This is a genomic window from Streptomyces tyrfis (genome assembly GCF_037034285.1).
GTDB lineage: Bacteria > Actinomycetota > Actinomycetes > Streptomycetales > Streptomycetaceae > Streptomyces.
In genome coordinates this window covers 192,407-216,871 of the sequence record NZ_JBAGJZ010000003.1, presented here as the reverse complement: position 1 = coordinate 216,871, position 24,465 = coordinate 192,407, and the positions used below count along the sequence as shown (strand labels likewise).

Here is a 24,465-nt window from a genome sequence, read left to right as displayed (position 1 = left end):
GGACCGGGGCCCGTCCCGTACGCGATGCCCGTGTCTCCGACGGACGGGCCGCCACGCGCCTCCCGCATCCTGAGCGCCCGGAAGGGCCCGGAGAGTCCGGAAGAGCCCGGGAATCCCGGAAACCCCGGAGAACGCCGGGTGTTCTCGGAACGTCCCGGGAACAACCCCGGAGAACGCCGGGCGTTCCCGGAACGCTCCGAAGCCGCTCCGCGGCCCTCGTGATCCCCGGCCGCACCCGGGCCGCCCGGCCGCGCGCCCCCCGCACCGCCCCGTCCGTCCCACCGCACCCCGGGAAGACCTCCATGACGCGATCCGCCCTGCCCCCGACCCTCTGGTTCACCCGCTGCCCCGTCCCCACCGCCACCGGAATCGCCGCCGACCGGCGGTGGCTCACCGAGGAGTTCGCCCCCGACGGCATCGAGGTGCGCTCCCTCCAGGACGCCGACCCCGGCGCCCACCCGGCCGCCCACTTCACCCACGCCCTGCCGGGACTCTTCCGCGAGGGCGGCAACGTCCCCGCCCTGTGGGCCCGTTCACGCGGTGAGCGGACCCGGCTGATCGGCCTCACCTGGATCGAGGAACGGCAGACCGTGCTGGTCGCACCCGGTTCCGGCCTCCGGGGCGCCGAGGCGCTGCGCGGGCTGCGGCTCGCCGTCCCCGCGCACGGCATCGCCATCGACTTCTGGCGGGCCATGGCCCTGCGCGGCTTCGAGGGGGCCCTCACCTCCGCCGGACTCGCACCGGACGACGCCGTGTTCGTGGACGTGCCCGCCGCCGGGCACGACGGCCAGTGGGCCGCCGAACTCGCGGCCCTGCGGCGCGGCGACGTCGACGCCGTGTACGTGAAGGGCGCGCTCGCCGTGGAGGCCGCGCGGCGCGCCGGCGCCGAGGTCGCCGTCGAACTCGACGACCTGCCCGATGCCCGGCACCGGATCAACAACGGCACCCCGCGCCCCATCACCGTCCACCAGCGGCTCCTCGACGACCACCCCCACCTCGTCGACCGCTTCCTCGCCGTGCTGCTGCGGGCCGCCGACTGGGCCGCCGGACAGCCCGGCGAGGTCGCCCGCATCCTCGGCGCCGAGACCGGGGCGGGCGCCGAGGGCGTCGCCGGCGCCTACCGGCCCGGCACCCACCTCGCCCTGCGGCCGGACCTCTCCGCCCGGCGTCTCTCGCTGCTGGCCGCGCAGGAGACCGCGCTGCGCGCCCACGGCTTCCTCCCCGAACCCGTCGACGTCACGGCCTGGGCCGACCCCGAACCCCTGCGCCGCGCCACCGCGCTCGCCGCGTCCCGCGCCGCCGACCGCCCCTCCACCCCCGAGCTCTGAGGACACCGACACCATGAACCGCTCACGGCCGCCGCGCACGGCCCTCGCCCCCGCGCTCCTCACAGTCACCGCGCTCCTCGCCCTCACCGCCTGCGACGCCTCCGAGGGCGGCCCCGGCGGCGGCTCCGGCGCGCACGGCACGGTGGAGGTCCGCATCCCCGACCCCGGCAACTCGGGCGTGCTCGCCGTCGGCAAGAAGGACGGCAGCCTCGACAAGGCCCTCGCGAAAGTCGGGGCCAAGGTGCGATGGACCGGCAGCGCCGGCCCCTTCGCCCCCGCCGCCCAGGCCATGAACGCCGACCAGCTCGACTTCGCGACCGGCTCCATCACCTCCGGCATCACCTCGCTCGCCCAGCGCCCCGGCTTCAAGTTCTTCACCGCGGTCGCCCCCGACGAGGCCGGCGAGGGCATCCTCGTCAAGAACGACTCCGGCATCCGCTCCGTCGCCGACCTGGCCGGGCGGAAGGTCGCCGTCAACCAGGGCGGCACCGGCGAGTACCTGCTGCTGAAGGCGCTCGCCGAGGCGCACGTCCCGGTCGGTGCGGTCGAACGGGTCTATCTGCGGCCCGACCAGACCGCCGCCGTCTTCAACGCGGGCAAGGTCGACGCCTGGGCCGTCTGGTCTGCCTACTCCGTCGCCGAACTCGGCACCGGCGCCGCGCGCTTCCTCGCCGACGGCGCCGCGATCGGATCCGACAACTACAGCCTCGACGCCGTGCGCACCGGCTTCGTCGAACAGCACCCGGACATCGTGAAGGCGCTCTACCGGTACCTCCACGACGCGAGCGCGAAGGAGAAGCGGAACCCGGACGCGTATCTCAATGTCTTCACCGACGCCGGCCCGACCGCGGTCACCGGCAGGGCGAAGGAGATCCAGGCCGACTTCCTCCGCCGGGGCGGCACCGTCGACCCCATCCGCCCCGAGGACATCAGACGCTTCGAGGACGTCGCCGCCTTCTACGCACAGCGGAAGGTCACCACGACCCGGGTCGACGTCGCCGCCCACGTCCTCGACGTCGAGAAGCTGACATGAGCGCCGCCGTCCCGCACCCGGGGCTGGTTCGGCCGCGCCCCCCGCGCCGCAGGGAACGGAGCCGGGCCCGCGCCGTCACCGTCCGCGCCCTCGGCCCCGCGGCCCTCCTCGCGCTCTGGTGGGCGGCCTCCGCCACCGGACTCCTCACCCCCGACGTGCTCGCCTCGCCCGCCGAAGTGGTCCGGGCCGTGGGCGAGATGTGGGGGAACGGGCAACTGCCCGACGCGCTGACCACCTCCCTCACCCGTTCCGGCCTCGGCCTCCTCATCGGACTCGCCGCCGGGCTCACCCTCGGCGTCACCACCGGATTCACCCGCCTCGGCGACGAACTCCTCGACTCCTCCCTCCAGACCCTGCGCACCATCCCGTTCCTCTCCCTGGTACCCCTGTTCATGGTCTGGTTCGGGATCAACGAGACCGCGAAGATCCTGCTCATCGCCGTCGCCACCACCTTCCCCATGTACGTGTCGACGTCGAGCGGGGTGCGCGACACCGATCCCCGGCTCGTCGAGGCCATGCGCAGCTTCGGGATGGGACGGCTCGCCCTCGTGCGGGAGGTCGTCCTCCCCGGCGCACTGCCCTCCCTGCTCGCCGGGCTGCGGCTCTCCATGACACTCAGCGTCATCGCCCTGATCGCCGCCGAGGAGATCAACGCCACGGCCGGCATCGGCTATCTCATGTCCCAGGCGCAGAGCTACGCCCGCACCGACGTCCTCGCCGTCTGCATCCTCGTCTACGGACTGCTCGGCCTCACCGCCGACCTGGTCGTACGGCTGCTGGAACGCGTGCTGATGCCCTGGCGCGACGCGAGGGGAGCCACCCGGTGAGCGACCACGCCCCCCGGCCCGAAGCGGCCGTACGGGTCCGCGGACTGCGCCGCGTCTTCCGCGGCCGGGCCGTGCTCGACGGACTGCGGCTGGACATCGCACGCGGCGAGTTCGTCGCCCTGCTCGGCGCCAGCGGAAGCGGCAAGACGACCCTGCTGCGCATCCTCGGCGCGCTCGACGGAGCCGACGAGGGGGAGGTCCTCGTGCCGCCGTCCCGGACCGTGGTCTTCCAGGAACCCCGCCTGATCCCCTCGAAGAAGGTCCTCGCCAACGTCACCGTGGCGCTGCCGCGCGGCCGCCGTCAGGACGGGCTGCGGGCCCTGGCCGAAGTCGGTCTGGAACGGCACGCGGACGCCTGGCCGGCCGTCCTGTCCGGCGGCGAGGCACAACGCGTCGCACTCGCCCGCGCCCTGGTCCGGCAACCCGAACTGCTGCTGCTGGACGAGCCGTTCGCCGCGCTCGACGCCCTGACCCGGCTGAAGATGCAGGACCTGGTGGGGGAACTGTGCCGCAGGCACCGGCCCGCCGTCCTGCTCGTCACCCACGACGTCGACGAGGCGGTCCGGCTCGCCGACCGGGTCGCCGTCCTGCGCGACGGCCGCCTCGTCACCGACGAACCCGTCGCCGTCGACCGGCCGCGCGACCCCGGCGACCCCGCCTTCGCGGCCCTGCGCCGACGACTCCTCCACGAACTCGGGGTCGGCCGGGCCCCGCGCCCCGCACGACCCCCCGCCACTGCCGATACCCCCGCCACTCCCGGTACCCCCGAACTCCCCGCCACTGCCGAACTCCCCGACACCCCCGCACACGACGAAGCCGGAGCGATCTGAATGCCCATCACCATCGGTGTCCACAGCAGCAATCCGTCCCTCTACCACCTCTACCACCTCACCCGCCTCGGCCTGGCCCAGGAGGAACTCGCCCCGCTGGGCGAGAGCGTCGTCTTCCACCCGTACACCGACGGCGTGCGCACCGGCGAACTCCTCGCCGCCGGCGTCATCGACTTCGGCGGCACCGGCTCCACCCCGCCGGTCACCGCCCAGGCGGCCGGACACGACATCGTCTACGCCGCCGTCTCCGCGCCCCGCCCCGAGCACGGCGCACTCCTCGTCCCCGAGGACAGCCCCGTGCGCACCGTCGCCGGCCTCAGGGGCGGCACGGTCCATCTCGCGGTCGGCTCCTGGCAGACCCACCTGATCGCCAAGGCGCTCGACGACGCCGGACTCTCCTACGCCGACGACATCACCGCCGTCCGCGCCGGCGAGGACAGCGAGGAACTGCTGCGCACCGGAGCCGTCACCGCCTGGGTCGCCCAGGGCCACCGACTGGCCGGCGCCCGCCGCACCGGCGGACTGCGCACCCTGATCCCCACCGGAGACGTCATCACCGACCGCTCCGTCTTCTTCGCCCGCCGGGACCTGGCCGAGAACCGCCCCGAGGTCGTCGAGGCCCTGATCCGCGCCCTCCGGCGCGCCGACGCGTGGGCGGCGGCCCACCCCCGGCAGGCCGCCGAGATCGCCGCGGCCGACCTCGGCGGACCGGCCGACGACTGGGAGACCGCGCTGCGCGCCCTGCCCTGGCGGATCGAGGCCGTCACCGACGCGTTCCTCGCCGAGCAGCAGGAGGCGGCCGACATCTTCCACCGCGTCGGATTCATCGACCGGCCGGTCACCGTGGCCGACGCCCTCGCGGGGGCCCCGGCCGGCGGGACGGTGTGACGACATGGCGACCGAAGTCCTCTGGTACATCATTCCGCGCGAAGGCGCCTACCCCTGGGAGCCCGAGGGACGCCGGCCGGTCGATCTCGGCTACCTCACCCAGCTCGCCGGGACGGTCGAACGCCTCGGATACAGCGGCGCGCTGCTGGCCACCGACCTGTACGACGTCTGGCCGCTCGGCAGCGCGCTGGCCGCCGCCACCAGCACCCGGTTCAAGCCCCTGCTGGCGGTCCACCCCGGCCTGATCTCGCCCACCCTGCTCGCCAAGACGGCGCTCACCTTCGACAACCTCTTCGGCGGCAGACTCCGCTTCAACGTCGTCAACGGCTCCACCAAGGCGCTCCAGGAGTACGGACTCCATGTGGAGCACGACGAAAGGTACCGGCTCAGCGCCGAGTACTGGTCGATCGTGAAACGGTTGACCGCCGGCGAGGTCTTCGACCACCAGGGCCGCTTCTACGACCTGAAGGACGCGGGCGCGTCCTTCAGGGAGCTGAGGCCGGTGCAGGCCCCGCACATCCCGCTCTGGTTCGGCGGCTCCTCCGACGCCGGCATCGAGATGGCGGCCGAGCACGTCGACGTCTTCCTCACCTGGGGCGAGCCCCCGCACCTGCTCGCGGAGAAGCTGGCGCGGGTCCGGGCCCGCGCCGCCGCACACGGACGCACCCTCAGGATCGGCCTGCGCCTCCACCTCATCGTCCGGGACACCGAGGACGAGGCATGGGCGGCCGCCGACCGGCTCCTCGACGTCACCAGCGAGGCGACCTACGCCCGTCAGCTCGGCGAGCGCACGGGGGAGGACGGCGTGGGCTGGCAGCGCCAGTTCCGGCAGCACGGCGGAAGGGTTCCCGCGCACGCCCGGGAGCTGGAGACCCACCCCAACCTATGGCCGGGCATGAGCCTGTTCCGCCCCGGCCCCGGCACCGCGGTCGTCGGGTCGGCGGCCCAGGTGACCGAGCGGCTCAAGGAGTTCCAGGACCTGGGCGTCGACACCTTCATCCTCTCCGGCAACCCGCTGCTGGAGGAGGCGTACCGGGTCGCGGAGACCGTGCTCCCGGCCCTGGGGGTGCGGCGGGCCTGAGGGCCGAGAGCCCGAGACGGCGGGCCGGCGCCTCACGGCCGGTGCCGCCCGGCGCCGGCCGTGGAGCCTCCGCCGGGGCCCGGACCCGCCGACGCGGAACCCCTCGGTTCCCCTCCCGCCGCGCTGTACACTCCGGACCACCCGGCGGCGGGCCATTCGCTCCGGCCGGGTGGAACGCGGCCCGGCCGTAGCGGGCGGTGGCCGGAAAGGTCGACCGGAAAGCATCGGCGCGCCGCATTGATGCGGCGTTGATCGGTTGTTTATCGCGACCGGGCACCGTATACGTCATGCTGATCAACACCACGGCCGATCCCGAGCTCGCCTGGCAGGAGACGGCGCTCTGCGCGCAGGCGGGGCCCGAGTTCTTCTTTCCCGCCCCCGGCAGCTCCACGCGTGAGGCCAAGCAGCTCTGCAACGCCTGCGAGGGGCGCGTGGCCTGCCTGGAGTACGCCCTCGCCAACGACGAGCGCTTCGGCGTCTGGGGCGGCCTCTCCGAGAAGGAGCGGGAGAAGCTGCGCAGGGACGAGCGCAGGCGGGCCTGACCATTCGGCCCGCGCCCGGCCGGACGGCCCGTCGGGGGATCGGGCCGTCCGGCCGGGCGCGTCCCCGTGCCGGTCCCGCGGCCACCGCGCCGTGCGGGAGCGACGGCCCATGTCCGGCGAAGAAACGGCTCACGGCCCGTGAGATCCTCGGGGTGCCGCGCGGAGGAACGAGCCGACGAAGGAGCGCCATGCGCCAGAACCTGGCGGGATTCGCCCGGTCCGCCCTGACCGCCGCGTCCGCGCGGGAGACCGGCGCGACGCGGGCCGCGCCCGTCGCGTTCGACGAGACCGCCCCGGGCGTCGTCGCCGACGTCTGCGTACGGGGCGCCCTCGGCTTCGTCTGCCTCCTGCACCGGCGCAAGGACGGCCTCGTAGCCGAGGAGCTCTACTTCTCCGCCCGCGAGGACGACGGTCCCTGGGAAGCCGCGGAACACCTCTCCGGCGGCGTGCTGGGATTCGACCCGACCGACCCCCGGAGCGCCGCCGCCCCGCTGGACGGCAGAGCGCTGATTCCGTTCGGAGACTCCGAGACGTGCCTGTTCACCGGACGGCAACAGGCCGACGACGGATATGAGCTGCTGCGCTTCTTCACCTTCCTCGTGGCCGAGGAGGCCGACCACCTCGTCGTCGGGGGCGGGTCGTCCGGAACCGTCTCCGTGCGCAAACCGCTCGTCTCCCGGATCGCCCTTCTCGCCGTCCTCCCGGGCGAACGCCTCACCGTGCGGGCGGCCGCACGGGAGGGATCCGGTGCGGGGTTCCCGGACGCGGCGTACGAACTGACCGGGGCCGAACCGGGGCCGGCGCACGGCGCGGTTCCCCCGGACTTCCCTCCCGTCGGCGAACAGCGGTGTCGGCCCGTCCCGCCCCCGTCCTCGGGCCCGGACGAACCGGGCGACGTTCCGGGGCGGTGGGGTCTTCGCGGGGCGCCCCGGTGAACACGGCCGTACGTCCGGCGGCCGGGGGACCGGGCCGTGCCCCGGCGTCGCCCCGGGCCGACCGTCCTCGCGCCCCGGCGCTCTGAGAGGGTGTCCTGATGACGCGAAACGATCGGGACACCCTGCTCGCAGCGGCCGTGCGGCTGCGTACCGAGGGACGCCCCGAGGAAGCCCGGCTGCGGTTGCTCGACCTGTCCGCGGCCCACCCCGAGGACGCCGAAGTGGCGTATCAGGCCGCATGGGTCCACGACGTGCTCGGCCGCGAGGCCGAGGCCGTGCCGTTCTACGAGCGCGCCCTGCGGGGCGCCGGGCTGTCCGAGGAGGACCGCCGGGGCGCGCTGCTCGGCCTGGGGAGCACCTACCGGGTGCTGGGCCGGTACGACCGGGCCGTCGAGGTCCTCACCGGCGGGGTCGAGGAGTTCCCCGACGACGGCGCGTTGCGCGCGTTTCTCGCCATGGCCCTGTTCAACACCGGCGAGCACCACGCGTCCGCGCGACTGCTGCTGGAGCTGCTGGCCGGCACCAGCGAGGACCCGACGCTGCGGCAGTACCGGGGCGCGATCGAGCACTACGCGAAGGATCTGCGCGCGACCGTGTGACCCCGGCCGGGCCCGCCCCGGCACGGGACCGTCGGCGTGCCCGCCCCGGCACGGGCGCCGCTGCGGCGGCGGTCCCGGCGGGTGTCAGGCTCCGGCTGCGCGGGCGGCCATGCGCGCCTTGCGGGCGGCGAGCTTCTCGTCGAACTTCGCGGCCTCGTCGTTCAGACCGCCCATGTACAGGCCCAGCTCCTCCTGCGCCCTGAGCCCCTCGGGGCCCAGGCCGCCGATCTGGAGCACCTTCAGATAGCGCAGGACCGGCTGGAGCACGTCGTCGTGGTGGATGCGCAGGTTGTAGATCCCGCCGATCGCCATCTGCGCCGCGGCCCGCTCGAAGCCCGGGATGCCGTGACCGGGCATCCGGAAGTCGACGACGACGTCGCGCACCGCCCGCATCGTCTCGTCCGGGGCGATCTCGAACGCCGCGCCGAGCAGGTTGCGGTAGAAGACCATGTGCAGGTTCTCGTCGGTCGCGATGCGCGCCAGCATCCGGTCGCAGACCGGATCGCCCGACTGATGGCCGGTGTTGCGGTGCGAGACGCGGGTGGCCAGCTCCTGGAAGGCGACGTACGCCACGGAGCGCAGCATCGAGTGGCGGTTGTCGGACTCGAAGCCCTCCGCCATGTGCGCCATCCGGAACCGCTCCAGCTTGTCCGGGTCCACGGCGCGCGACGTGAGCAGGTAGTCGCGCATCACGATGCCGTGCCGGCCCTCCTCGGCGGTCCAGCGGTGCACCCAGGTGCCCCAGGCGCCGTCGCGGCCGAAGAGGGAGGCGATCTCGTGGTGGTAGCTCGGGAGGTTGTCCTCCGTCAGCAGATTGACGACCAGGGCGGTCCTGCCGATGTCAGTCACCTTGGACTGGTCGGCCCGCCACTCCTCGCCGTCCTCGAAGACGCCCGGGAAGTTCCGCCCGTCGGAGAACGGCACGTACTCGTGCGGCATCCAGTCCTTGGCGACCTTGAGGTGCCGGTTGAGCTCCCGCTCCACCGCCTCTTCCAGGGCGTACAGCAATTGTGTGTCGGTCCACGCCTTGGAACTGCCGAGGTGGGGAGCGGTGATGGTCACGGGGGACTCCTGGGGACGGGAGGTTTACCTACGGACACGTAGGTTACGAGACCGTAGGTTAAAGCGGCGGTAAGACCGTCGCCAACTCGGCCCCCTCCAAACCCCGCCGAGCCGCTCGCGAACCCCTTCCGGCCGTCGGTCAGGAGACGGGCGTTCCGGCCCCGTCGGCCGGGGGCGGTTCCGGACCGCGGACCGGGTCCGGGCCCAGGTCCCGGCGCAGATACGCGGCGGTGAACGAGGTGGGGTGGTCGAGCAGTCCGGCCGGAGTCCCCTGGAAGAGCACTTCGCCGCCGTTGCGGCCGCCCTCGGGGCCGAGGTCGATCACCCAGTCCGCGCGCCTGAGCACGTCCAGGTCGTGTTCCACGCAGATCACGCTGTTGCCCGCGTCCACCAGCCGGTCCAGCAGGTCGACGAGCGCGCCGGTGTCCGCCATGTGCAGCCCGGCGGTGGGCTCGTCGAGCACGTACACGACGCCGGTCCGGTGCAGCCGGGTGGCGAGTTTGACGCGCTGGCGCTCGCCTCCCGAGAGCGTGCTGAGCGACCGGCCCAGGGGCAGGTACGCCAGGCCGACGTCGTCGAGCGCGCGCAGTCGGCGCGACAGGGCCGGGTCGTCGAAGAGGCGGGCGGCCGGTGCGGCCGTCATCTCCAGCACGTCGACGATGGACGCGCCGCCGACCCGGTGGCGCAGCACCTCGTCGTCGAAGCGCCGGCCCTCGCACACCGGGCAGACGGCGGTCACCGGGTCCATGAACGCGAGGTCGGTGGAGATCACCCCGCGCCCCGAGCAATGTCCGCAGGCTCCCGAGGAGTTGAAGCTGAAGAGTCCCGGATCGACGCCGTTCTCCCGGGCGAAGATCCTGCGGATCGGGTCCAGCACGCCGAGGAAGGACGCCGGGGTCGAACGCGACGACGCGGTGATCGCGCCCTGGTCGACGACCACGGCGTCCGGGTACGCCTCGGTGAACACCCGCGAGACCAGCGTCGACTTGCCGGATCCGGCCACTCCCGTCACCACTGTCAGCACACCCCGCGGGAACGCCGCGTCCACGTTCTTGAGGTTGTGCAGCCCGGCGCCCGTCACCGGCATCCATCCGGTGGGGGACCGGAACGTGTCCTTGAGCCGTGGCCGGCGGCGCAGGCAGCGTCCGGTGAGCGTGTCGGCCCGGCGCAGCCCTTCCACCGGCCCCTCGAAGACGACGCGTCCGCCGTCGGCGCCCGCCCGCGGTCCCATGTCGACGACGTGGTCCGCGACGGCCAGCACATCCGGGTCGTGCTCGACGACGAGGACGGTGTTGCCCCGGTCGCGCAGCCGGACCAGCAGGTCGCCCAGCCGGCCGACGTCGCGCGGATGCAGTCCCACGCTCGGCTCGTCGAGGACGAAGGTCAGTCCGGTCAGCGCACTTCCCAGGTGCCGGACCAGCTTGAGCCGCTGCCCCTCGCCGCCCGACAGCGTGCCGGTCTCGCGATTCAGGCTGAGGTAGCCGAGGCCGATGTCCACCAGTCGCTCCAGCCGCTCGCGGGCGGCCGAGGCCACCGGGCCGGCCACCGGATCGTCGATCGCCGCTAGCACCTTCACCAGGTCGGCGACCTCCATCCGCCCGTAGTCGGCGATGGAGAGGCCGTCGATCCGGGTGGCGAGCGCCGCCGCGTTCAGCCGGGCGCCGTCGCAGGACGCGCACACGGACTCGACGGTGAAGCGGCGGGCGGTCTCGCGGCGCCGCTCCGAGAGTCCCTCGGTGTCCCGCTTCAGATGGAGCCGGGTGAAGCGTTCGACGACGCCCTCGAACCGCATCTCGGCCTCGGACGACTTCGTCCTCACCCGGACGGTGAATCCACCGCCGTGCAGCAGGAGCCGCATCTCCTCCTCGGTGAAGTCGCGCAGCGGCCTGTCGTTGTCGAAGCGGCCCGAGCCGGCGTACAACTGCCACTCCCAGCCGCCCACCGAGAGCCCCGGCAGCAGCAACGCGCCCTCGTTGAGCGACTTGTCGGGATCGAGGATCCGGCCGACGTCGAGACGCACCGTGCGCCCCACGCCGTCGCACTCCGGGCACATGCCGTCCGGTTCGTTGAACGAGTACGCGGTCGCCGTGCCCGCGCTCGGCGTCCCGTGCCGGGAGAACAGCACCCGGATCACCGACCAGATGTCGGTCATGGTGCCCACGGTGGAGCGGATGTTGGCGCCGATCGGCTTCTGGTCCACCACGACCGCCACGGACAGGTCGTCGATCGAGTCCACGCGGGGCCGCTCGTGCTTCGGCAACCGGTTGCGCAGGAACGAGCTGAACGTCTCGTTCAGCTGCCGTTGCGATTCCACGGCGATCGTGCCGAAGACGAGGGACGACTTGCCCGAACCGGACACTCCGGTGAAGACGGTGATCCGTTCCTTCGGGATGGCGAGTGAGACGTCGCGCAGATTGTTCGCACGCGCCCCGGTGACCACGATGTGCCGGTCCGTGTTCCGGCGGGCGGGGTGATTCATGCGGCCGAAGCTAACCGCGATACCCGACATCTCCTGTCTGGATTTCCCGGGGCGGTCGGAGCCTCCCGCGGGGCCCGGCCGGCCCCGCGGGAGGGTCGCTCAGAGCGGTCGGCGTGCTCGGAGCGGTCGTGCTCGCCGCAGGGCGCCGCTCGGCGCCGCCCGTGCGGCCGCGCGGGCCGGGCGACGGGGGTGACGGGGCGGCGGCGTGGTCGGGCCGGGGGGATCAGAGCAGGTGGTCCGCCGCCCCCGACTTCACCGCGGAGATCAGCGCCCGCAGCGCCTCCACGGAGTCGCTGACATGGACGTCGGCGTCCGTGGTGGAGCCGATGTACGCCCGCCCCTCGTCGTCGAGGCCGAAGCGGAAGCAGTTGGCGCCCTCGCTGCAGAAGGGATCGTCCCAGTGGATCTCGGTCATGGTCTGTCCTCTCGACGATGCCGGGTCAGAGGTCCCGGGCTATGGCTCGGATGAGGTCGCGTGATTCCCCGACCGGCAGGGCGAGTGTGCGCAGACGCTCCAACAGGCCGCGATACCGGCGGAGTTGCATGTCGGAGTCCAGCAACATCGAACCGTGCGAGGAGTCGAGCTGCACCGTATCGAGCTGCGGCGCCGCGGCGCCCGCGTAGGTGAACGACTGTCCGGCGCCGGGGAGGCCGCCGGCGGTGAACGGGATGACCCGGACCGTGATCCGGTCCCGCTCGGACTGCTCGGCGATGTGCTCCAGTTGCGCGCGCGCCACCTTCGGGCCGCCGAACTGCATGCGCAGCGCCGCCTCGTGGACCACCGCCTCGTAGGACGGGGGCCGGTCCCGGTCCAGCACCTCCTGGCGGCGGAGCCGCAGCGCGAGGCGGGCGCCGAGATCCGGTCCCGGCAGCGGGGGATCGGCCATGGCGAAGAGCGCCCGCGCGTGCTCCTCGGTCTGCAGCAGGCCGGGGATGTGGATGGTGGTGGAGGTGGCCAGCTCGACCGCGTGGTGTTCGAGTTCGGCGATGTCGAGCAGTGACGGAAGCAGCAGGCCGCGGTGTTCCTCCCACCACCCCGTGGCGCGCTCCCGGGCCATCTCCGCGAGCAGGTCGACCAGGACCGCGTCCGGACAGCCGTAGTTGAACGCCAGGGTGCGGACCCGCTCGGCGCTGATCCCGAAGCGGCCCGACTCGATGTTCGGGATGCGGGTGCGGTCGACGCCGAGCAGGGCCGCTGCCTGCTGGACCGACATCCCCGACTGCTCGCGCAGCTTGCGCAGTTCGGCGCCGAGGCGTTGCTGTCGGGCCGTCGGGGTGCTTCTGGGTGGCACGTCGGGGTCCTTTCCGGGGACGGGGTCGAACGAAACAACCGGAACCGGGCAAGTAGTAGCACTGTGCTCCTACTTGCGCTACCGTCGGTAGCGCAAGTCTCACCCGGGGCGACTGAGCCCGGTTGTGAACGTCAACACAATTACCGGAAATGTGAGCATCTTGATGAAGGGCGCATTGCGTTGCCTCCCGGCTCCCGTACCGGTCGGCCCCCGGCCGCCGATGGTGGACAACCTCAGTTACTCGTTCGCACTGCCGGGAGGGGCGTTCTGCGCCGGCCTCGCCCGCGGAGCCGTGGGCGACCTCCTCGACCGGCACGGCCTCTCCGAACTGCGTGAGACCGCCGTTCTCGCCGCCTCCGAACTGGTCGCCTCCGCCTACCGCTTCACCCCGGACCGGGAGATGCTGCTGAGAGTCCACTGGCAGTTCGACGCACTGCGCGTCATCCTCTACGACCAGCATCCGCCCCACGGCTCGGCCGAGAAGTCCGAGGAGTGCCGCGAACGCCGCAGCGAGAGCATGTGGTTGCTGGCCGCCGCCGTCGACTCGCACGGCGGGGACTGGGGGCTCGCCCCCGCGCTGACCCCCACCGGCGGCTGCAAGGCATGGGCCTTACTCCACCGCTGACTCCGCGTCGACCGCCCCGGCCCGCACCGCGGGACCGACGGGACCCGCCGGGCGGGGCGGCCGAACGACACGACCGGACGACGCGCCACGGGGCGCGCCCCGGCCCGCCGCACGACGGTCCGCGACGCACGACACGGCCCGCCGCGCGGCAGGCCCGCGCACGGCACGACGCGGCGCGGGCCCGTACGACCCGGCCCGCCGTACGGAGCGGCCCGCCGCCCGTCAGCCTTCCCCGAAGAGATCGGTCAGGTCCCGGTCGAGATCCAGGAAGCGGTGCTCGTCGCCGGACGGCACCAGCTTCTGCGCGCGGTCGAGGAACAGCCGCAGCTCCGCGGTGCGGACGTGGACCATCGCGACGCCTTCGACGGCGTGGAACTCCAGCACCGTGCGGCCGTGCCCGTACGGCCTGATGCGCACGTCGCCGACCCCGGCGGCCTCGTCCACCCCGGCGGCGAGCAGTTCCCGGGAGAACTCCCAGGACACCTCGGCGCCTTCCAGGGTCGCCCTCGCGGGGAACGCCATGCGCACGGCGAACGGGTCTCTGCGGTCGTACTGCAGAGTGGCCGGAAGGGTTTCCATCCGCGGCGCGGACGCGACCATGCGGGCCTGCACGGACTGCTCGATGACGGTGGACAAGTCCTGCTTCCTTTCTCGGCCAGACGAACGGTTCCCGGCACCGACAGAGACGGCGGAACCCACGTTCACGTGCACAGGGCGGTGGCGTGAGTTGTGTCACCGTGCGCCGTCGCACCGGTCGTGTACCCGTTCTCCCGCCCGTCACCCTGGACGGAGCCCGGCCCGTGGGCTAGGCCCTGTCTTCAAAGTGCCGTCGTTCGGCCGGAGGCCGGGCCGTGCGGCGTCTGGTGCGTGCGATCGCAAGGCGGAGGATCGTCCTCGTACTGGACGTACGAGGACGACTCCGACAACGCCGCGAGCAATGGGGTCTCCCCTGCTCGAGCGAAGCCGAGAGCTCGGGGAAGTGTCAGACGCCGCACGGCAGGCGGCGGTTTGAAGGCAGGGCCTGGCTTCCGACGCCATGAGGGCCAGGGGAACGACGACTCGGCCGACGGCATGGGGACTCTGCGCGGCGGCACTGACCGCGGCACTGGCCGCGCCGGAGGCCGCGGCCGCGCCGCCGGACCGGCCGCCGGCCGGTGAGCGGCCCGTCCGGACGCCCACCGCCACCGGGACCGACGCCCGCTTCCGGGGTCTCGCCGCGGTCGACCGGCGCACCGCCTGGGCCGCCGGGACCCGGGGCACGGTGCTGCGCACCACCGACGGCGGACGCCGCTGGCGCGACGTGTCGCCGCCCGGAGCGGTGCGGGAGGGGCTCGAACTCCGTGGCATCGAGGCGTTCGACGACCGGCGCGCGGTGGCCCTGTCCATCGGCGAGGGCGAGGCGTCCCGGGTGTTCCGCACGGACGACGGGGGAGCGACCTGGGCGGAGTCGTTCCGCAACACCGACCCCCGCGCCTGCTACGACTGCCTCGCCATCTTCGACAGCCGGCACGGGCTCGCGGTGAGCGACCCCGTCGACAGGAGGTTCCGCGTCCTCTCGACCGGGGACGGCGGCCGGAGCCGGCGGGTGCTGCCCGACGCGGGCATGCCGCAGGCCCAGGACGGCGAGGCGGCCTTCGCCGCGAGCGGCCAGTGCCTGGTGACATCCGGCGCCCGGGACGTCTGGCAGGCGACCGGGGGCGGCGCCACCGCGCGGGTGCTGCACTCCGCGGACCGGGGGGGGCTGACCTGGACCGCGTCCGCGCCGACGGTCCCGGCGGGCGATCCGGCGCGCGGTGTGTTCGGGCCGGCCTTCCGCGACCGCCGTCACGGCATCGCGGTCGGCGGCGACTACCGCGCGGACCGGCCGTCGCCCCACGCGGCGGCCGTGACCGGGGACGCGGGCCGCGGCCGGCGGCGGTCGGCCGCCCCGCCGCCGCGATACCGCTCCGGCGTCGCCCGGCTGCCGCACAGCACGTCGCGCGCCCTGGCGCTCGGCCCCACCGGAACGGACCTCACCCGGGACGGCGGACGCACCTGGCGCACCGTCGACACCGGCTCGTACGACACGGTCGACTGCGCACCGGACGGCGGCTGCTGGGCCGCGGGCGAGAACGGACGCGTGGCACGCGCGGGGAAGCAGCGGCGCCCGCGCGCCCGGGACCGCGGCGCCCGGGGCGGTGCGTGTCCGGGGCGGCGGCGTCGCCCCGGCCGCCCCGAGGGCCGCCGACGCCCCCTTCTCGGGGCCTGCCCCGGCCGGGCTACGGCAACTGCTCGCGGTACGGGGCGAGTTGCTCGGAGGTCTTGGTCGCGAAGAACTCGGTGATCCGGTACTCGCACACGCCCCCCGTGACGAACGGATCCCCCGCCACGATCTCCTCGATCCGCGCACGGTCGCCCCCGGCCGCCAGGATCACCCCGCCGTCGCGCGGGTTCTTGCGTCCCGACGCGATGAACGCCCCGGCCTCGTAATGCCGGTCCAGCCAGGCGACATGGTCCGTCAGCAGCGCGTCGACGCGCTCGACGGGCGCGGTGTAGCTCAATTCCAGTACGAACATGATCGCCAGGCTACGGGACGGACATGGCCCGGGTTCCCGGGTTCCCGGACGGGGCCCGGCCGCCCCGGGGACCTCCGTGCCCCGCGGACCACGGCACGGCCCACGACACGGCCCACGGGACAGCCCTTAGGCTTGACGGCACTATGACAACGTTCACGACGCCGGCCGACGAGGCCGAGGCCCGGGCCGTGCAGGACGCGTTGCGCCCCCTCGTGGTGCTCGACGAACCGGGCCCGCCGCCCGGCGTCGGCCGGGTCACCGGGGTCGACGTCGCCTACGACGACGAGCGCGATGTGGTCGTGGCGGCGGCGGTGGTCCTCGACGGGACGACGTTCGACGTGGTCGCCGAGGCCACCGCCGCCGGCCGGGTCGCCTTCCCGTACGTCCCGGGCCTCCTGGCCTTCCGCGAGCTCCCGGCCGTGCTGGCCGCGCTGGAGGCGCTGCCGGTCGACCCGGGGCTGGTGATCTGCGACGGATACGGCCTGGCGCACCCGCGACGCCTGGGCCTCGCCAGCCACCTCGGGGTGCTCACCGGACTTCCGGTGTTCGGCGTCGCCAAGAACCCGTTCACCTTCGCCCATGAACGGCCCGGACCCCGCCGGGGCGACTGGTCGCCGCTGCTCGACGGCGACGAGGAGGTGGGCCGGGCGCTGCGCACCCAGGACGGCGTCAAACCCGTCTTCGTCTCGGTCGGGCACCGGACCGGACTGGACAACGCCTGCGCCCACACCCTGCTGCTCGCCCGCGACTACCGTCAGCCGGAGACGACCCGCAGGGCGGACGCGCTCTGTCGGCGTGCGCTGCGGGAGGCCACGGCCTGACCCGCCGGGCGCACCGGGTCGGCGCACCGGCCGGGCGGGAGACGCCGATTGAGTTGAGTACGCGTACGGATGTCGCTCGGCGATCTTGACGGGCAGACTGGTGCGTATGACTGAACATCGAACGTCCACGCGACCGGGAACCGTCTATCTCGCCCAGCGCCGGGTCGCGGTGGGCATGAGCCTCGGCATCGTCGCGGGAGCGGTCTGGGCCGTCTCGATGATCTGCACGCTGGTGTCCTGGGCGCTCTGACCCGGACGCCGTCCGTCCGCCCGGGCGAGGCTATTTGTGCTGATCCGGCCCCTGGGCGTTGAGCAGGGCGCGCCAGGTGGCCTCGTCGCCGACGCCCGTCACGGGCAGATTCCGGGACGCCTGGAACTCCTTCAGCGACCGCATCGTCGACGGGGTGTACGCGCCGGTGCTGTCGGTCGCCACCCCCGCCCGGTGCAGCAGGTACTGCACCGCCATGACGGCCTCGGGCTCCCGGGTGCGGGAATCGACCGTGGTGATCAGCAGCGGCCAGGTGTCCTTCCCGACCTTGCCGTCCGCCGTCAGGGCATGGGCCGTCTGGAATTTCCTGACCGCCTCCGCGGTGGCCGGTCCGTAGTCCGCGTCGACCTTCACGTCGTAGCCGTGCGCCCGCAGCAGCAGCTGCACCGTACGGGCCTTCCACAGCACGTTCCCCTTGCGCGCCAGCGGCCAGCCCGTGCCCTCCGACGGCTGGTCGGACACCTCCGCGACGGCCTCTGCGCCGCCGCGTCCCGCTGCCGGCCCGGGCCACCAGGCGCTCCAGCCGGCCACCAGCAGCAGAAGGAGGGCCGAGGCCGCCGCGACCGTCCACGCGACGCGGGAGCGACCAGGCCGGCCGGTCCCCGCACCGTGCCCGGGCGCCGGCCCGGCGTCCGGGCCGCCGAACCCGGGCGCGGGCTCCGCGTCGCGGACGGCCGCCGGTGTGCCGCCGTCCTCGGCGGCGGCCGACGGGGCGGGACGGCCCCCGGGCCTCGGACGCCTCCGGGGCGACGCGGAACCGGCCGCCGCCTCGGCCAGGGCGCGGGCCCGGACCAGTTCGTGCGCCGGCGCCCCCAGCGCCGTGTGCAACTGCTCCACGATCCGGCACGGGGCGTTGGAGGCGTGCGCGGGATTCAGATACCGCGACAGGGTGGTCTGGTCGATTCCCAGCCGCTTGGCGAGCGACCGCTGGGTGGGCTTCTCGCGGCCGTCGCGCGCGGACGCCTCCCACCAACTCCTCAGTAACTCCGCGAGATCCCGCCCCGGATGCTCGTCGTCGTTTGTCACGGTGCTGTCCGTCATCGGCACTTCTCGACTTTCTTCGTGCATAACCGCAGTTCAGCGGCGTGCATGGTGGCTCTGCATAGGCGCATCGATTCGCGGGACGCAGATCGTAGTGAAACCCCCGTGCGGTGCTGCACAGTTGAGGAGCGGCCGGCCCGACGGGCGCCGCGACCCCGCCTCCGTCATCGGCCCCTCGAAGGGCCGCTCCCACCTGTGCGTTCGTGGCCGACGGCGGCATCCGAGGTCTGCTCATCCGACGAACATGAAGGCTTGAATATGCCTCAGTCATCACCCGTTCGAGTGCGTCTCGCGCTGACCGGGACCCTGGTGGGCGCGGCTCTCGTCGCGCTGGGGTTGATCACCCCGGCCGTCGGCGCCGCACCGCCCTCCGCCTATCCGGTCGACGGGGTGGACACCAGCCACCACAACCACGAGTCGAAGGGGCGCGACAGGCCGACGGAGATCGACTGGCGCCGGGTGGCCGCCGCGAACGACTTCGCCTTCCTCAAGGCCACCCAAGGGGTCTCGGGCAAGGACTCGTGGTTCGCCCGCGACTACGCCGAAGTCTCCCGGACCCCGATGTTCCGTGCTCCGTACCACTTCTTCGACCCGAAGGACACGGCCGACGGGGCGGCCCAGGCGGGGCACTTCGTCGCGACCGCCCGGGCGGCCGGCTACCGGGGGGACGGCGCGGGCGAGCTGCCGCCGGTGCTGGACGTGGAGAAGCTGCCCGCGGGCGGCGGCAAGGAGGTGTGCCCGCGGCGCCTCCGCACCCAACAGGCGCGGATCTTCCTCCAGGAGGTACGGAAGGCGTTCGGCGTCACCCCGATCGTCTACACCCGGGCGTCCTTCGTGGCGGAGTGCATGGGCGGCAAGGGGGAGGCGTTCGCCGGTCATCCGCTGTGGCTCGCCCGCTACGGCAGCGGCTCCCGCGAACCGCGGGAGGTGTCGGGCGCCGGGCGTTCCTGGTCCTTCTGGCAGCACACGCGGACGGGATCGGCTCCCGGGATCGAGGGGCCGGTGGACCGTGACGTCTTCCGCGGCGGCCGGTCCGAACTGGCGGCGCTCGCGAAGGGCGGCGCGCCGCGGACGGACGCCCGCTGACCACGGCGGGCGCGGCCCGCGATCCGCCGACGCACGGCGAGGCCGGGGCGCCTCCAGGTGCTTCGAGGGCCGACCGGGCTCCTCCGCCCCCGTCCTCGAACCTCCGCCGTCGTACCGCACCAGGACTCATCACCCACGCCATCCGCTCTCCGGCCCCATCCCGGGCCGCCCCACATCCGAGGAGTGCTCCATGAACACACCGTCCGTCCGCGCTCGTCGCACCGCCGTCCGGCTCGCCGCCGGCATCGCCGCCCTGGCCGTCCTCACCGGACCGGCGGCCTCCCTCGCCGCTGCGGGCGTCCGCCCGGCGGCCGCAGACGCGGCCGCGCTTCCGGCGGCGGCCGACTGGCCGACCCTGAAGGCCGGAAGCAAGGGCGCGGGCGTGACCGCGCTCCAGCACCTGCTGACCTTCCGGGGCCGGCCGGTGACCGCCGACGGGAGCTTCGGACCGGCCACGACCACCGAGGTGAAGGCGTTTCAGAAGACCCAGCGGCTCACCCCGGACGGCGTCGTCGGGTCCGCCACCTGGACCAGGCTGGTCACCACCCTGCGCGGCGGCGCGAAGGGCGCGGCCGTGAAGGCGGCCCAGACCCTGCTGAAGGCGCGCGGTCAGGCGGTGACCGTCGACGGCGCCTTCAGCGCGACGACGACGGCGAAGGTGAAGGCGTTCCAGAAGGCGGCCGGTCTCACGGCCGACGGCGTCGTCGGGCCCGCCACCTGGGCGGCCCTGCTGACCGGCGGGAAGCCGGCCGGCGACCGGGCGGCCCTGGCCGAGCGGATCCTGGCCCAGAAGCAGATCGCGCTGGCCACCGTCCACCCGGGCGGCAGGCACGCCGGGTCGACGGCGCGGCAGAACATCGTCGACACGGCCGTCGGGAAGGGCGCGCTCACCAGCCCGTGGGGCGACAAGCCCAACCGACGGGTCCCGCTCGATCCCCGCATGCTGAGCGGGCTGCTGAAGCTGCGCACCCAGTACGGCTACCGGCTGTCGGTCTCCGAGATCGTCGGCGGCGACCACAGCGGCAACTCCCGGCACTACGCCGGGATCGCCTTCGACGTCACGCACATCAACGGCCGCCACGTCGGCAGCGGCGCCCCGCACAAGCAGTTCATGGCCACGTGCAGGAAGCTCGGCGCACAGGAGGTCCTCGGCCCGGGCGACCCCGGGCACGGCCGCCATGTGCACTGCGCCTGGTCCCGCTGAGGGGGAGGCCCAACCCCGCCGAAAGATGAGCCGGTCCGCCGGGGCGGAGGCCGGGGTCCCGCCGAGAACGAACGCTGTCCGGCAGCCCGCCGCGGGGCTGCCGGACACCGGCATGCCGTGGGGATGGCGGCAGCCGTGGCGATGCGCGGCCGGGCGGCGCCCGTGGGGGAGGATCCCGGACAGGACCAAGCGCTTGCTCGCCCCAAAGGCTTGTGCGGAGCGCGGTGCGTTCTTAGCATCATCGCTGTTACATCAGTTGTGTCATACCGCTGGGGGCTCGATGACGACGACGGAGCACGGACCGGACGGCCCCCTGGCGGGGGTGCGGGTGCTGGAGCTGGCGGGCATCGGGCCCGGGCCGTTCGCCGCCATGCTCCTGGCGGACCTCGGCGCCGACGTCGTCAGGGTCGACCGCCCCGGCGGTCCGGGGCTCGGCATCGACCCGGCGTACGACCTGACCAACCGCAACAAGCGGTCCGTGCTCGTCGACCTCAAGGCCGAGGACGGGCCGGACACGGTGCTCGAACTGGCCGGGCGCGCCGACATCCTGATCGAGGGCTACCGCCCCGGCGTCGCCGAACGCCTCGGGGTCGGGCCGGACGCCGCGCTCGCCCGCAACCCCCGGCTCGTCTACGGACGGATGACGGGCTGGGGCCAGGACGGGCCGCTCGCCGGAGCGGCCGGGCACGACATCGCGTACATCGCCCTCACCGGCGCCCTCTCCATGATCGGTCGGCCCGGCGAGCCGCCCGCCGTCCCGGCCAACCTGGTCGGCGACTACGCGGGCGGCTCGCTCTACCTCGTCGTCGGCGTCCTCGCCGCGCTCCAGCACGCCCGTACGCCCGGCGGCCGGGGCCAGGTCGTGGACGCGGCGATCGTGGACGGCGCCAGCCACCTCTCCACCATGATCCACGGGATGCTGGCGGCCGGCGGCTGGCAGGACCGGCGCGGCTCCAACCTGCTGGACGGCGGCTGCCCGTTCTACGGCACGTACGAGACCGCCGACGGGCGGTACATGGCGGTCGGCCCGCTGGAAGAGCGGTTCTACGACGAGTTCCGCACCCTCCTCGGCCTCGGCGACGACGCCCCGGACCGCTGGGACGTCACACGGTGGGACGAGCTCCGCGCCCTCGTCGCCGAACGGTTCAGGACCCGCACCCGCGCGGAATGGACCGAGGTGTTCGAAGGCGGTGACGCGTGCGTCGCCCCCGTGCTGTCGCTCCGCGAGGCCCCCGGGCACCCGCATCTCGCCGCCCGCGCCACCTTCGTCGAGCACGGGGGACTCACCCAGCCCGCCCCGGCGCCCCGCTTCTCCGCCACCCCCACCGCGGTACGCACCGGCCCCGCCCGCCCCGGCGCGGACAACGGGACGGTGGCCGCCGACTGGGACGTCCCCCGGCTCTCGGGGACCGACGGCGCCCGCTCCGGGTGACGGGCCCGAGGACCGCCGCCGGAGCCGGCCCGGGCCCCGGCGAACCCCGACCGACCACCACCCCCGAGCCAGGAGGCCCGCAGTGCAGCGGCAGATCTTCACCGAAGAGCACGACGCGTTCCGCGAAACCGTCCGCACCTTCCTCGGCAAGGAGGTCCTCCCGCACTACGAGCAGTGGGAGAAGGACGGCATCGTCTCCCGCGAGGCATGGCGGGCGGCCGGACGGCAGGGCCTGCTCGGCCTCGCCGTGCCCGAGGAGTACGGGGGCGGCGGCACCGCCGACTTCCGCTACAGCGCCGTGCTCGCCGAGGAGTTCACCCGCGCCGGCGCCCCCGGCCTGGCCCTCGGGCTGCACAACGACATCGTCGGCCCCTACCTCACCGGGCTCGCCACCGACGAACAGAAACGGCGCTGGCTGCCCGGCTTCTGCAGCGGCGAGACCATCACCGCCATCGCCATGACCGAACCCGGCGCCGGCTCCGACCTCCAGGGCATCCGGACCACCGCCGAGGACAAGGGCGACCACTGGCTGCTCAACGGGTCGAAGACCTTCATCTCCAACGGCATCCTCGCGGACCTGGTGGTCGTCGTCGCGAAGACCACTCCCGAGGGCGGGGCGAAGGGCCTCTCCCTGATCGTGGTCGAGCGCGGCGCCGAGGGCTTCGAGCGCGGCCGCAACCTCGACAAGATCGGCCAGAAGTCCCAGGACACCGCCGAACTCTTCTTCCGCGACGTCCGCGTCCCCAAGGAGAACCTCCTCGGCGAACGCGACGGCGCCTTCGTCCACCTGATGACCAACCTGGCCCAGGAACGGATGGGCATAGCGGTCGCCGGAATCGCCGCCGCCGAACACCTGCTGGAGATCACCACCCGGTACGTCAAGGAACGCGAGGCGTTCGGGCGGCCGCTCGCCAAGCTCCAGCACGTCCGGTTCGAGATCGCGGAGATGGCCACCGAATGCGCCGTCACCCGCACCTTCGTCGACCGGTGCGTCGTCGACCACTCCGACGGGAGGCTCGACGCCGTGCACGCGTCGATGGCCAAGTGGTGGGCCACCGAACTCCAGAAGCGCGTCGCCGACCGCTGCCTCCAACTCCACGGCGGATACGGCTACATGGCGGAGTACCCAGTCGCCAGGGCGTTCACCGACGGCCGCATCCAGACCATCTACGGCGGTACGACCGAGATCATGAAGGAGATCATCGGCCGGTCGCTGCTCGCCTGACCCGCCCCGTCCGGCCTTCCCGCCGCCCCTTTGGCCCTCGTCGCCCAACCACCCTCGAAAGGCTGCTGACTTGAGCACCGAAGCGTTCGTCTACGACGCGATCCGCACCCCGCGCGGCCGCGGCAAGGCCAATGGCGCCCTGCACGGCACCAAGCCGATCGACCTCGTCGTCGGCCTCATCCACGAGATCCGCGCCCGCTTCCCCGGCCTGGACCCGGCGGCCGTCGACGACATCGTCCTCGGCGTGGTCAGCCCGCTCGGCGACCAGGGCTCCGACATCGCCCGCATCGCCGCCGTCGCCGCCGGCCTCCCCGACACCGTCGCGGGCGTCCAGGAGAACCGCTTCTGCGCCTCGGGCCTGGAAGCCGTCAACCTGGCCGCCGCCAAGGTCCGTTCCGGCTGGGAGGACCTCGTCCTCGCGGGCGGCGTCGAGTCCATGTCCCGCGTCCCGATGGGCTCCGACGGCGGCGCCTGGGCGATGGACCCGATGACCAGCTTCCAGACCGGCTTCGCTCCGCAGGGCATCGGCGCCGACCTCATCGCCACCATCGAGGGCTTCTCCCGGCGCGACGTCGACGAGTACGCCGCGCTCTCCCAGGAACGTGCCGCCGAGGCGTGGAAGGACGGCAGGTTCGCCCGGTCCGTCGTCCCCGTCAAGGACCGCAACGGCCTCGTCGTCCTCGACCACGACGAGCACCTGCGCCCCGGCACCACTGCCGACACGCTCGCCTCCCTCAAGCCGTCCTTCGCCGCCATCGGGGAGATGGGCGGCTTCGACGCCGTCGCGCTGCAGAAGTACCACTGGGTCGAGAAGATCGACCACGTCCACCACGCGGGCAACTCCTCCGGCATCGTCGACGGCGCCGCGCTCGTCGCGATCGGCAACCGGGAGACCGGCGAACGGTACGGGCTCACGCCGCGCGCCCGGATCGTCTCCGCCGCCGTCTCCGGCTCCGAGCCCACCATCATGCTCACCGGCCCCGCGCCCGCCTCCCGCAAGGCCCTCGCCAAGGCCGGACTGACCATCGACGACATCGACCTCGTCGAGATCAACGAGGCGTTCGCCGGCGTCGTGCTCCGCTTCGCCCGGGACATGGGCCTCTCCCTCGACAGGATCAACGTCAACGGCGGCGCCATCGCGATGGGACACCCGCTCGGCGCCACCGGCGCGATGATCCTCGGCACCCTGATCGACGAACTGGAACGGCGCGACCAGCGGTACGGCCTCGTCACCCTCTGCGTCGGCGGCGGCATGGGCATCGCCACCGTCGTCGAACGTCTCTGACCGTCCCCGGCCACCCCTGCCTACGGA

25 protein-coding genes are annotated in these 24,465 nt (G+C 73.5%); 18 read left to right on the top strand and 7 right to left on the bottom strand.

Annotated features, from left to right (window positions below):
• Positions 1–302: 302 nt before the first annotated feature.
• The 9 genes from WA762_RS04135 (at position 303) to WA762_RS04095 (ending at position 8,063) form a co-directional block, all read left to right on the top strand.
• Positions 303–1,328: an ABC transporter substrate-binding protein gene (locus WA762_RS04135; RefSeq protein ID WP_335932960.1), complete on the top strand. Its 1,026-nt coding sequence runs from the start codon at positions 303–305 to the stop codon at positions 1,326–1,328.
• 13 nt (positions 1,329–1,341) lie between these two features.
• Positions 1,342–2,361: an ABC transporter substrate-binding protein gene (locus WA762_RS04130; RefSeq protein WP_335932958.1), complete on the top strand. Its 1,020-nt coding sequence runs from the start codon at positions 1,342–1,344 to the stop codon at positions 2,359–2,361.
• Positions 2,358–3,188: an ABC transporter permease gene (locus tag WA762_RS04125; RefSeq protein ID WP_335932956.1), complete on the top strand. Its 831-nt coding sequence runs from the start codon at positions 2,358–2,360 to the stop codon at positions 3,186–3,188. The genes WA762_RS04130 and WA762_RS04125 overlap by 4 nt, the downstream gene beginning before the upstream one ends.
• Entirely contained in the window at positions 3,185–4,018 is an 834-nt protein-coding gene (locus WA762_RS04120; RefSeq protein ID WP_335932955.1) for an ABC transporter ATP-binding protein, read from the top strand. Before WA762_RS04125 ends, WA762_RS04120 begins: the two co-directional genes overlap by 4 nt.
• On the top strand, positions 4,019–4,906 hold the full coding sequence (locus WA762_RS04115) for an ABC transporter substrate-binding protein (protein ID WP_335932953.1): 888 nt from the start codon (positions 4,019–4,021) through the stop codon (positions 4,904–4,906).
• A gap of 4 nt (positions 4,907–4,910) precedes the next feature.
• Entirely contained in the window at positions 4,911–5,987 is a 1,077-nt protein-coding gene (locus WA762_RS04110) for an LLM class flavin-dependent oxidoreductase (protein WP_335932952.1), read from the top strand.
• 287 nt (positions 5,988–6,274) lie between these two features.
• On the top strand, positions 6,275–6,529 hold the full coding sequence (locus WA762_RS04105) for a WhiB family transcriptional regulator (protein WP_335932950.1): 255 nt from the start codon (positions 6,275–6,277) through the stop codon (positions 6,527–6,529).
• Between the two features lie 188 nt (positions 6,530–6,717).
• Complete coding sequence (locus WA762_RS04100; RefSeq protein ID WP_335932949.1) at positions 6,718–7,464, top strand: hypothetical protein; 747 nt, start codon at positions 6,718–6,720, stop codon at positions 7,462–7,464.
• A 98-nt stretch (positions 7,465–7,562) separates the two neighbouring features.
• Positions 7,563–8,063, top strand: coding sequence for a tetratricopeptide repeat protein (locus WA762_RS04095; RefSeq protein ID WP_335932948.1), 501 nt, complete (start codon positions 7,563–7,565; stop codon positions 8,061–8,063).
• Positions 8,064–8,147: 84 nt separating this feature from the next.
• Here the strand turns inward: WA762_RS04095 and WA762_RS04090 are convergent, their stop codons facing one another.
• From WA762_RS04090 to WA762_RS04075, 4 genes are all read right to left on the bottom strand, one after another.
• Positions 8,148–9,125 carry an acyl-ACP desaturase gene (locus WA762_RS04090; RefSeq protein ID WP_335932947.1) on the bottom strand — a complete coding sequence of 326 codons (978 nt, stop codon included), beginning with the start codon at positions 9,123–9,125 and terminating at the stop codon, positions 8,148–8,150.
• A gap of 139 nt (positions 9,126–9,264) precedes the next feature.
• Positions 9,265–11,604: an excinuclease ABC subunit UvrA gene (locus WA762_RS04085; RefSeq protein WP_335932945.1), complete on the bottom strand. Its 2,340-nt coding sequence runs from the start codon at positions 11,602–11,604 to the stop codon at positions 9,265–9,267.
• Positions 11,605–11,827: 223 nt separating this feature from the next.
• Positions 11,828–12,019 (bottom strand): hypothetical protein, encoded by a 192-nt coding sequence (locus WA762_RS04080; RefSeq protein WP_335932944.1) that lies wholly within the window; start codon positions 12,017–12,019, stop codon positions 11,828–11,830.
• Between the two features lie 25 nt (positions 12,020–12,044).
• Entirely contained in the window at positions 12,045–12,896 is an 852-nt protein-coding gene (locus WA762_RS04075) for a helix-turn-helix domain-containing protein (RefSeq protein ID WP_335932943.1), read from the bottom strand.
• Between the two features lie 151 nt (positions 12,897–13,047).
• Between WA762_RS04075 and WA762_RS04070 the strand changes: the two genes are divergently transcribed.
• Entirely contained in the window at positions 13,048–13,521 is a 474-nt protein-coding gene (locus WA762_RS04070; protein ID WP_335932942.1) for an ATP-binding protein, read from the top strand.
• A 222-nt stretch (positions 13,522–13,743) separates the two neighbouring features.
• Here WA762_RS04070 and ssgD read toward each other — a convergent pair whose 3' ends face one another.
• Positions 13,744–14,157 (bottom strand): spore wall synthesis regulator SsgD, encoded by a 414-nt coding sequence (ssgD, locus tag WA762_RS04065; protein ID WP_335932941.1) that lies wholly within the window; start codon positions 14,155–14,157, stop codon positions 13,744–13,746.
• Positions 14,158–14,557: 400 nt separating this feature from the next.
• Here ssgD and WA762_RS04060 point away from each other — a divergent pair, with 400 nt between their 5' ends.
• Entirely contained in the window at positions 14,558–15,844 is a 1,287-nt protein-coding gene (locus tag WA762_RS04060) for a beta propeller repeat protein (RefSeq protein ID WP_335932940.1), read from the top strand.
• Here the strand turns inward: WA762_RS04060 and WA762_RS04055 are convergent.
• On the bottom strand, positions 15,780–16,076 hold the full coding sequence (locus tag WA762_RS04055; RefSeq protein WP_335932939.1) for a YciI family protein: 297 nt from the start codon (positions 16,074–16,076) through the stop codon (positions 15,780–15,782). The genes WA762_RS04060 and WA762_RS04055 overlap by 65 nt on opposite strands.
• Positions 16,077–16,219: 143 nt before the next feature.
• Here WA762_RS04055 and WA762_RS04050 point away from each other — a divergent pair, with 143 nt between their 5' ends.
• Positions 16,220–16,897 (top strand): endonuclease V, encoded by a 678-nt coding sequence (locus tag WA762_RS04050; protein ID WP_335932937.1) that lies wholly within the window; start codon positions 16,220–16,222, stop codon positions 16,895–16,897.
• Positions 16,898–17,003: 106 nt separating this feature from the next.
• Positions 17,004–17,147, top strand: a complete 144-nt coding sequence (mmpA, locus tag WA762_RS04045; RefSeq protein WP_335932935.1) for a morphogenic membrane protein MmpA — start codon at positions 17,004–17,006, stop codon at positions 17,145–17,147.
• A 30-nt stretch (positions 17,148–17,177) separates the two neighbouring features.
• On the opposite strand, the gene WA762_RS04040 is transcribed toward mmpA, so the two are convergent.
• Positions 17,178–18,206, bottom strand: a complete 1,029-nt coding sequence (locus WA762_RS04040; RefSeq protein WP_335932933.1) for a peptidoglycan-binding protein — start codon at positions 18,204–18,206, stop codon at positions 17,178–17,180.
• A 258-nt stretch (positions 18,207–18,464) separates the two neighbouring features.
• Between WA762_RS04040 and WA762_RS04035 the strand changes: the two genes are divergently transcribed.
• The 5 genes from WA762_RS04035 to WA762_RS04015 all read left to right on the top strand — a co-directional run bounded on the left by WA762_RS04035 (position 18,465) and on the right by WA762_RS04015 (position 24,438).
• Positions 18,465–19,292 carry a glycoside hydrolase family 25 protein gene (locus tag WA762_RS04035; RefSeq protein ID WP_335932931.1) on the top strand — a complete coding sequence of 276 codons (828 nt, stop codon included), beginning with the start codon at positions 18,465–18,467 and terminating at the stop codon, positions 19,290–19,292.
• Between the two features lie 190 nt (positions 19,293–19,482).
• A complete protein-coding gene (locus WA762_RS04030) occupies positions 19,483–20,496 on the top strand; it encodes a peptidoglycan-binding domain-containing protein (RefSeq protein WP_335932929.1) in 1,014 nt (337 codons plus the stop codon).
• Between the two features lie 280 nt (positions 20,497–20,776).
• A complete protein-coding gene (locus WA762_RS04025) occupies positions 20,777–21,928 on the top strand; it encodes a CaiB/BaiF CoA transferase family protein (RefSeq protein WP_335932927.1) in 1,152 nt (383 codons plus the stop codon).
• Positions 21,929–22,010: 82 nt separating this feature from the next.
• Positions 22,011–23,153, top strand: a complete 1,143-nt coding sequence (locus WA762_RS04020) for an acyl-CoA dehydrogenase family protein (RefSeq protein WP_335932926.1) — start codon at positions 22,011–22,013, stop codon at positions 23,151–23,153.
• Positions 23,154–23,223: 70 nt separating this feature from the next.
• Positions 23,224–24,438: an acetyl-CoA C-acetyltransferase gene (locus tag WA762_RS04015; protein WP_335932925.1), complete on the top strand. Its 1,215-nt coding sequence runs from the start codon at positions 23,224–23,226 to the stop codon at positions 24,436–24,438.
• Positions 24,439–24,465 lie beyond the last annotated feature (27 nt).

Excerpts from the sequence above, each read along its gene's own strand:
- WA762_RS04040 (WP_335932933.1), bottom strand. The coding sequence starts at position 18,206 with ATGACGGACAGCACCGTGACAAACGACGACGAGCATCCGGGGCGGGAT.
- WA762_RS04080 (WP_335932944.1), bottom strand. The coding sequence starts at position 12,019 with ATGACCGAGATCCACTGGGACGATCCCTTCTGCAGCGAGGGCGCCAAC.
- WA762_RS04025 (WP_335932927.1), top strand. The coding sequence starts at position 20,777 with ATGACGACGACGGAGCACGGACCGGACGGCCCCCTGGCGGGGGTGCGG.
- WA762_RS04060 (WP_335932940.1), top strand. The coding sequence starts at position 14,558 with ATGAGGGCCAGGGGAACGACGACTCGGCCGACGGCATGGGGACTCTGC.
- WA762_RS04035 (WP_335932931.1), top strand. The coding sequence starts at position 18,465 with ATGCCTCAGTCATCACCCGTTCGAGTGCGTCTCGCGCTGACCGGGACC.
- WA762_RS04115 (WP_335932953.1), top strand. The coding sequence starts at position 4,019 with ATGCCCATCACCATCGGTGTCCACAGCAGCAATCCGTCCCTCTACCAC.
- WA762_RS04130 (WP_335932958.1), top strand. The coding sequence starts at position 1,342 with ATGAACCGCTCACGGCCGCCGCGCACGGCCCTCGCCCCCGCGCTCCTC.
- WA762_RS04105 (WP_335932950.1), top strand. The coding sequence starts at position 6,275 with ATGCTGATCAACACCACGGCCGATCCCGAGCTCGCCTGGCAGGAGACG.
- WA762_RS04085 (WP_335932945.1), bottom strand. The coding sequence starts at position 11,604 with ATGAATCACCCCGCCCGCCGGAACACGGACCGGCACATCGTGGTCACC.
- mmpA (WP_335932935.1), top strand. The coding sequence starts at position 17,004 with ATGACTGAACATCGAACGTCCACGCGACCGGGAACCGTCTATCTCGCC.
- WA762_RS04055 (WP_335932939.1), bottom strand. The coding sequence starts at position 16,076 with ATGTTCGTACTGGAATTGAGCTACACCGCGCCCGTCGAGCGCGTCGAC.
- WA762_RS04100 (WP_335932949.1), top strand. The coding sequence starts at position 6,718 with ATGCGCCAGAACCTGGCGGGATTCGCCCGGTCCGCCCTGACCGCCGCG.
- WA762_RS04030 (WP_335932929.1), top strand. The coding sequence starts at position 19,483 with ATGAACACACCGTCCGTCCGCGCTCGTCGCACCGCCGTCCGGCTCGCC.
- WA762_RS04125 (WP_335932956.1), top strand. The coding sequence starts at position 2,358 with ATGAGCGCCGCCGTCCCGCACCCGGGGCTGGTTCGGCCGCGCCCCCCG.
- WA762_RS04050 (WP_335932937.1), top strand. The coding sequence starts at position 16,220 with ATGACAACGTTCACGACGCCGGCCGACGAGGCCGAGGCCCGGGCCGTG.
- WA762_RS04095 (WP_335932948.1), top strand. The coding sequence starts at position 7,563 with ATGACGCGAAACGATCGGGACACCCTGCTCGCAGCGGCCGTGCGGCTG.
- WA762_RS04135 (WP_335932960.1), top strand. The coding sequence starts at position 303 with ATGACGCGATCCGCCCTGCCCCCGACCCTCTGGTTCACCCGCTGCCCC.
- WA762_RS04110 (WP_335932952.1), top strand. The coding sequence starts at position 4,911 with ATGGCGACCGAAGTCCTCTGGTACATCATTCCGCGCGAAGGCGCCTAC.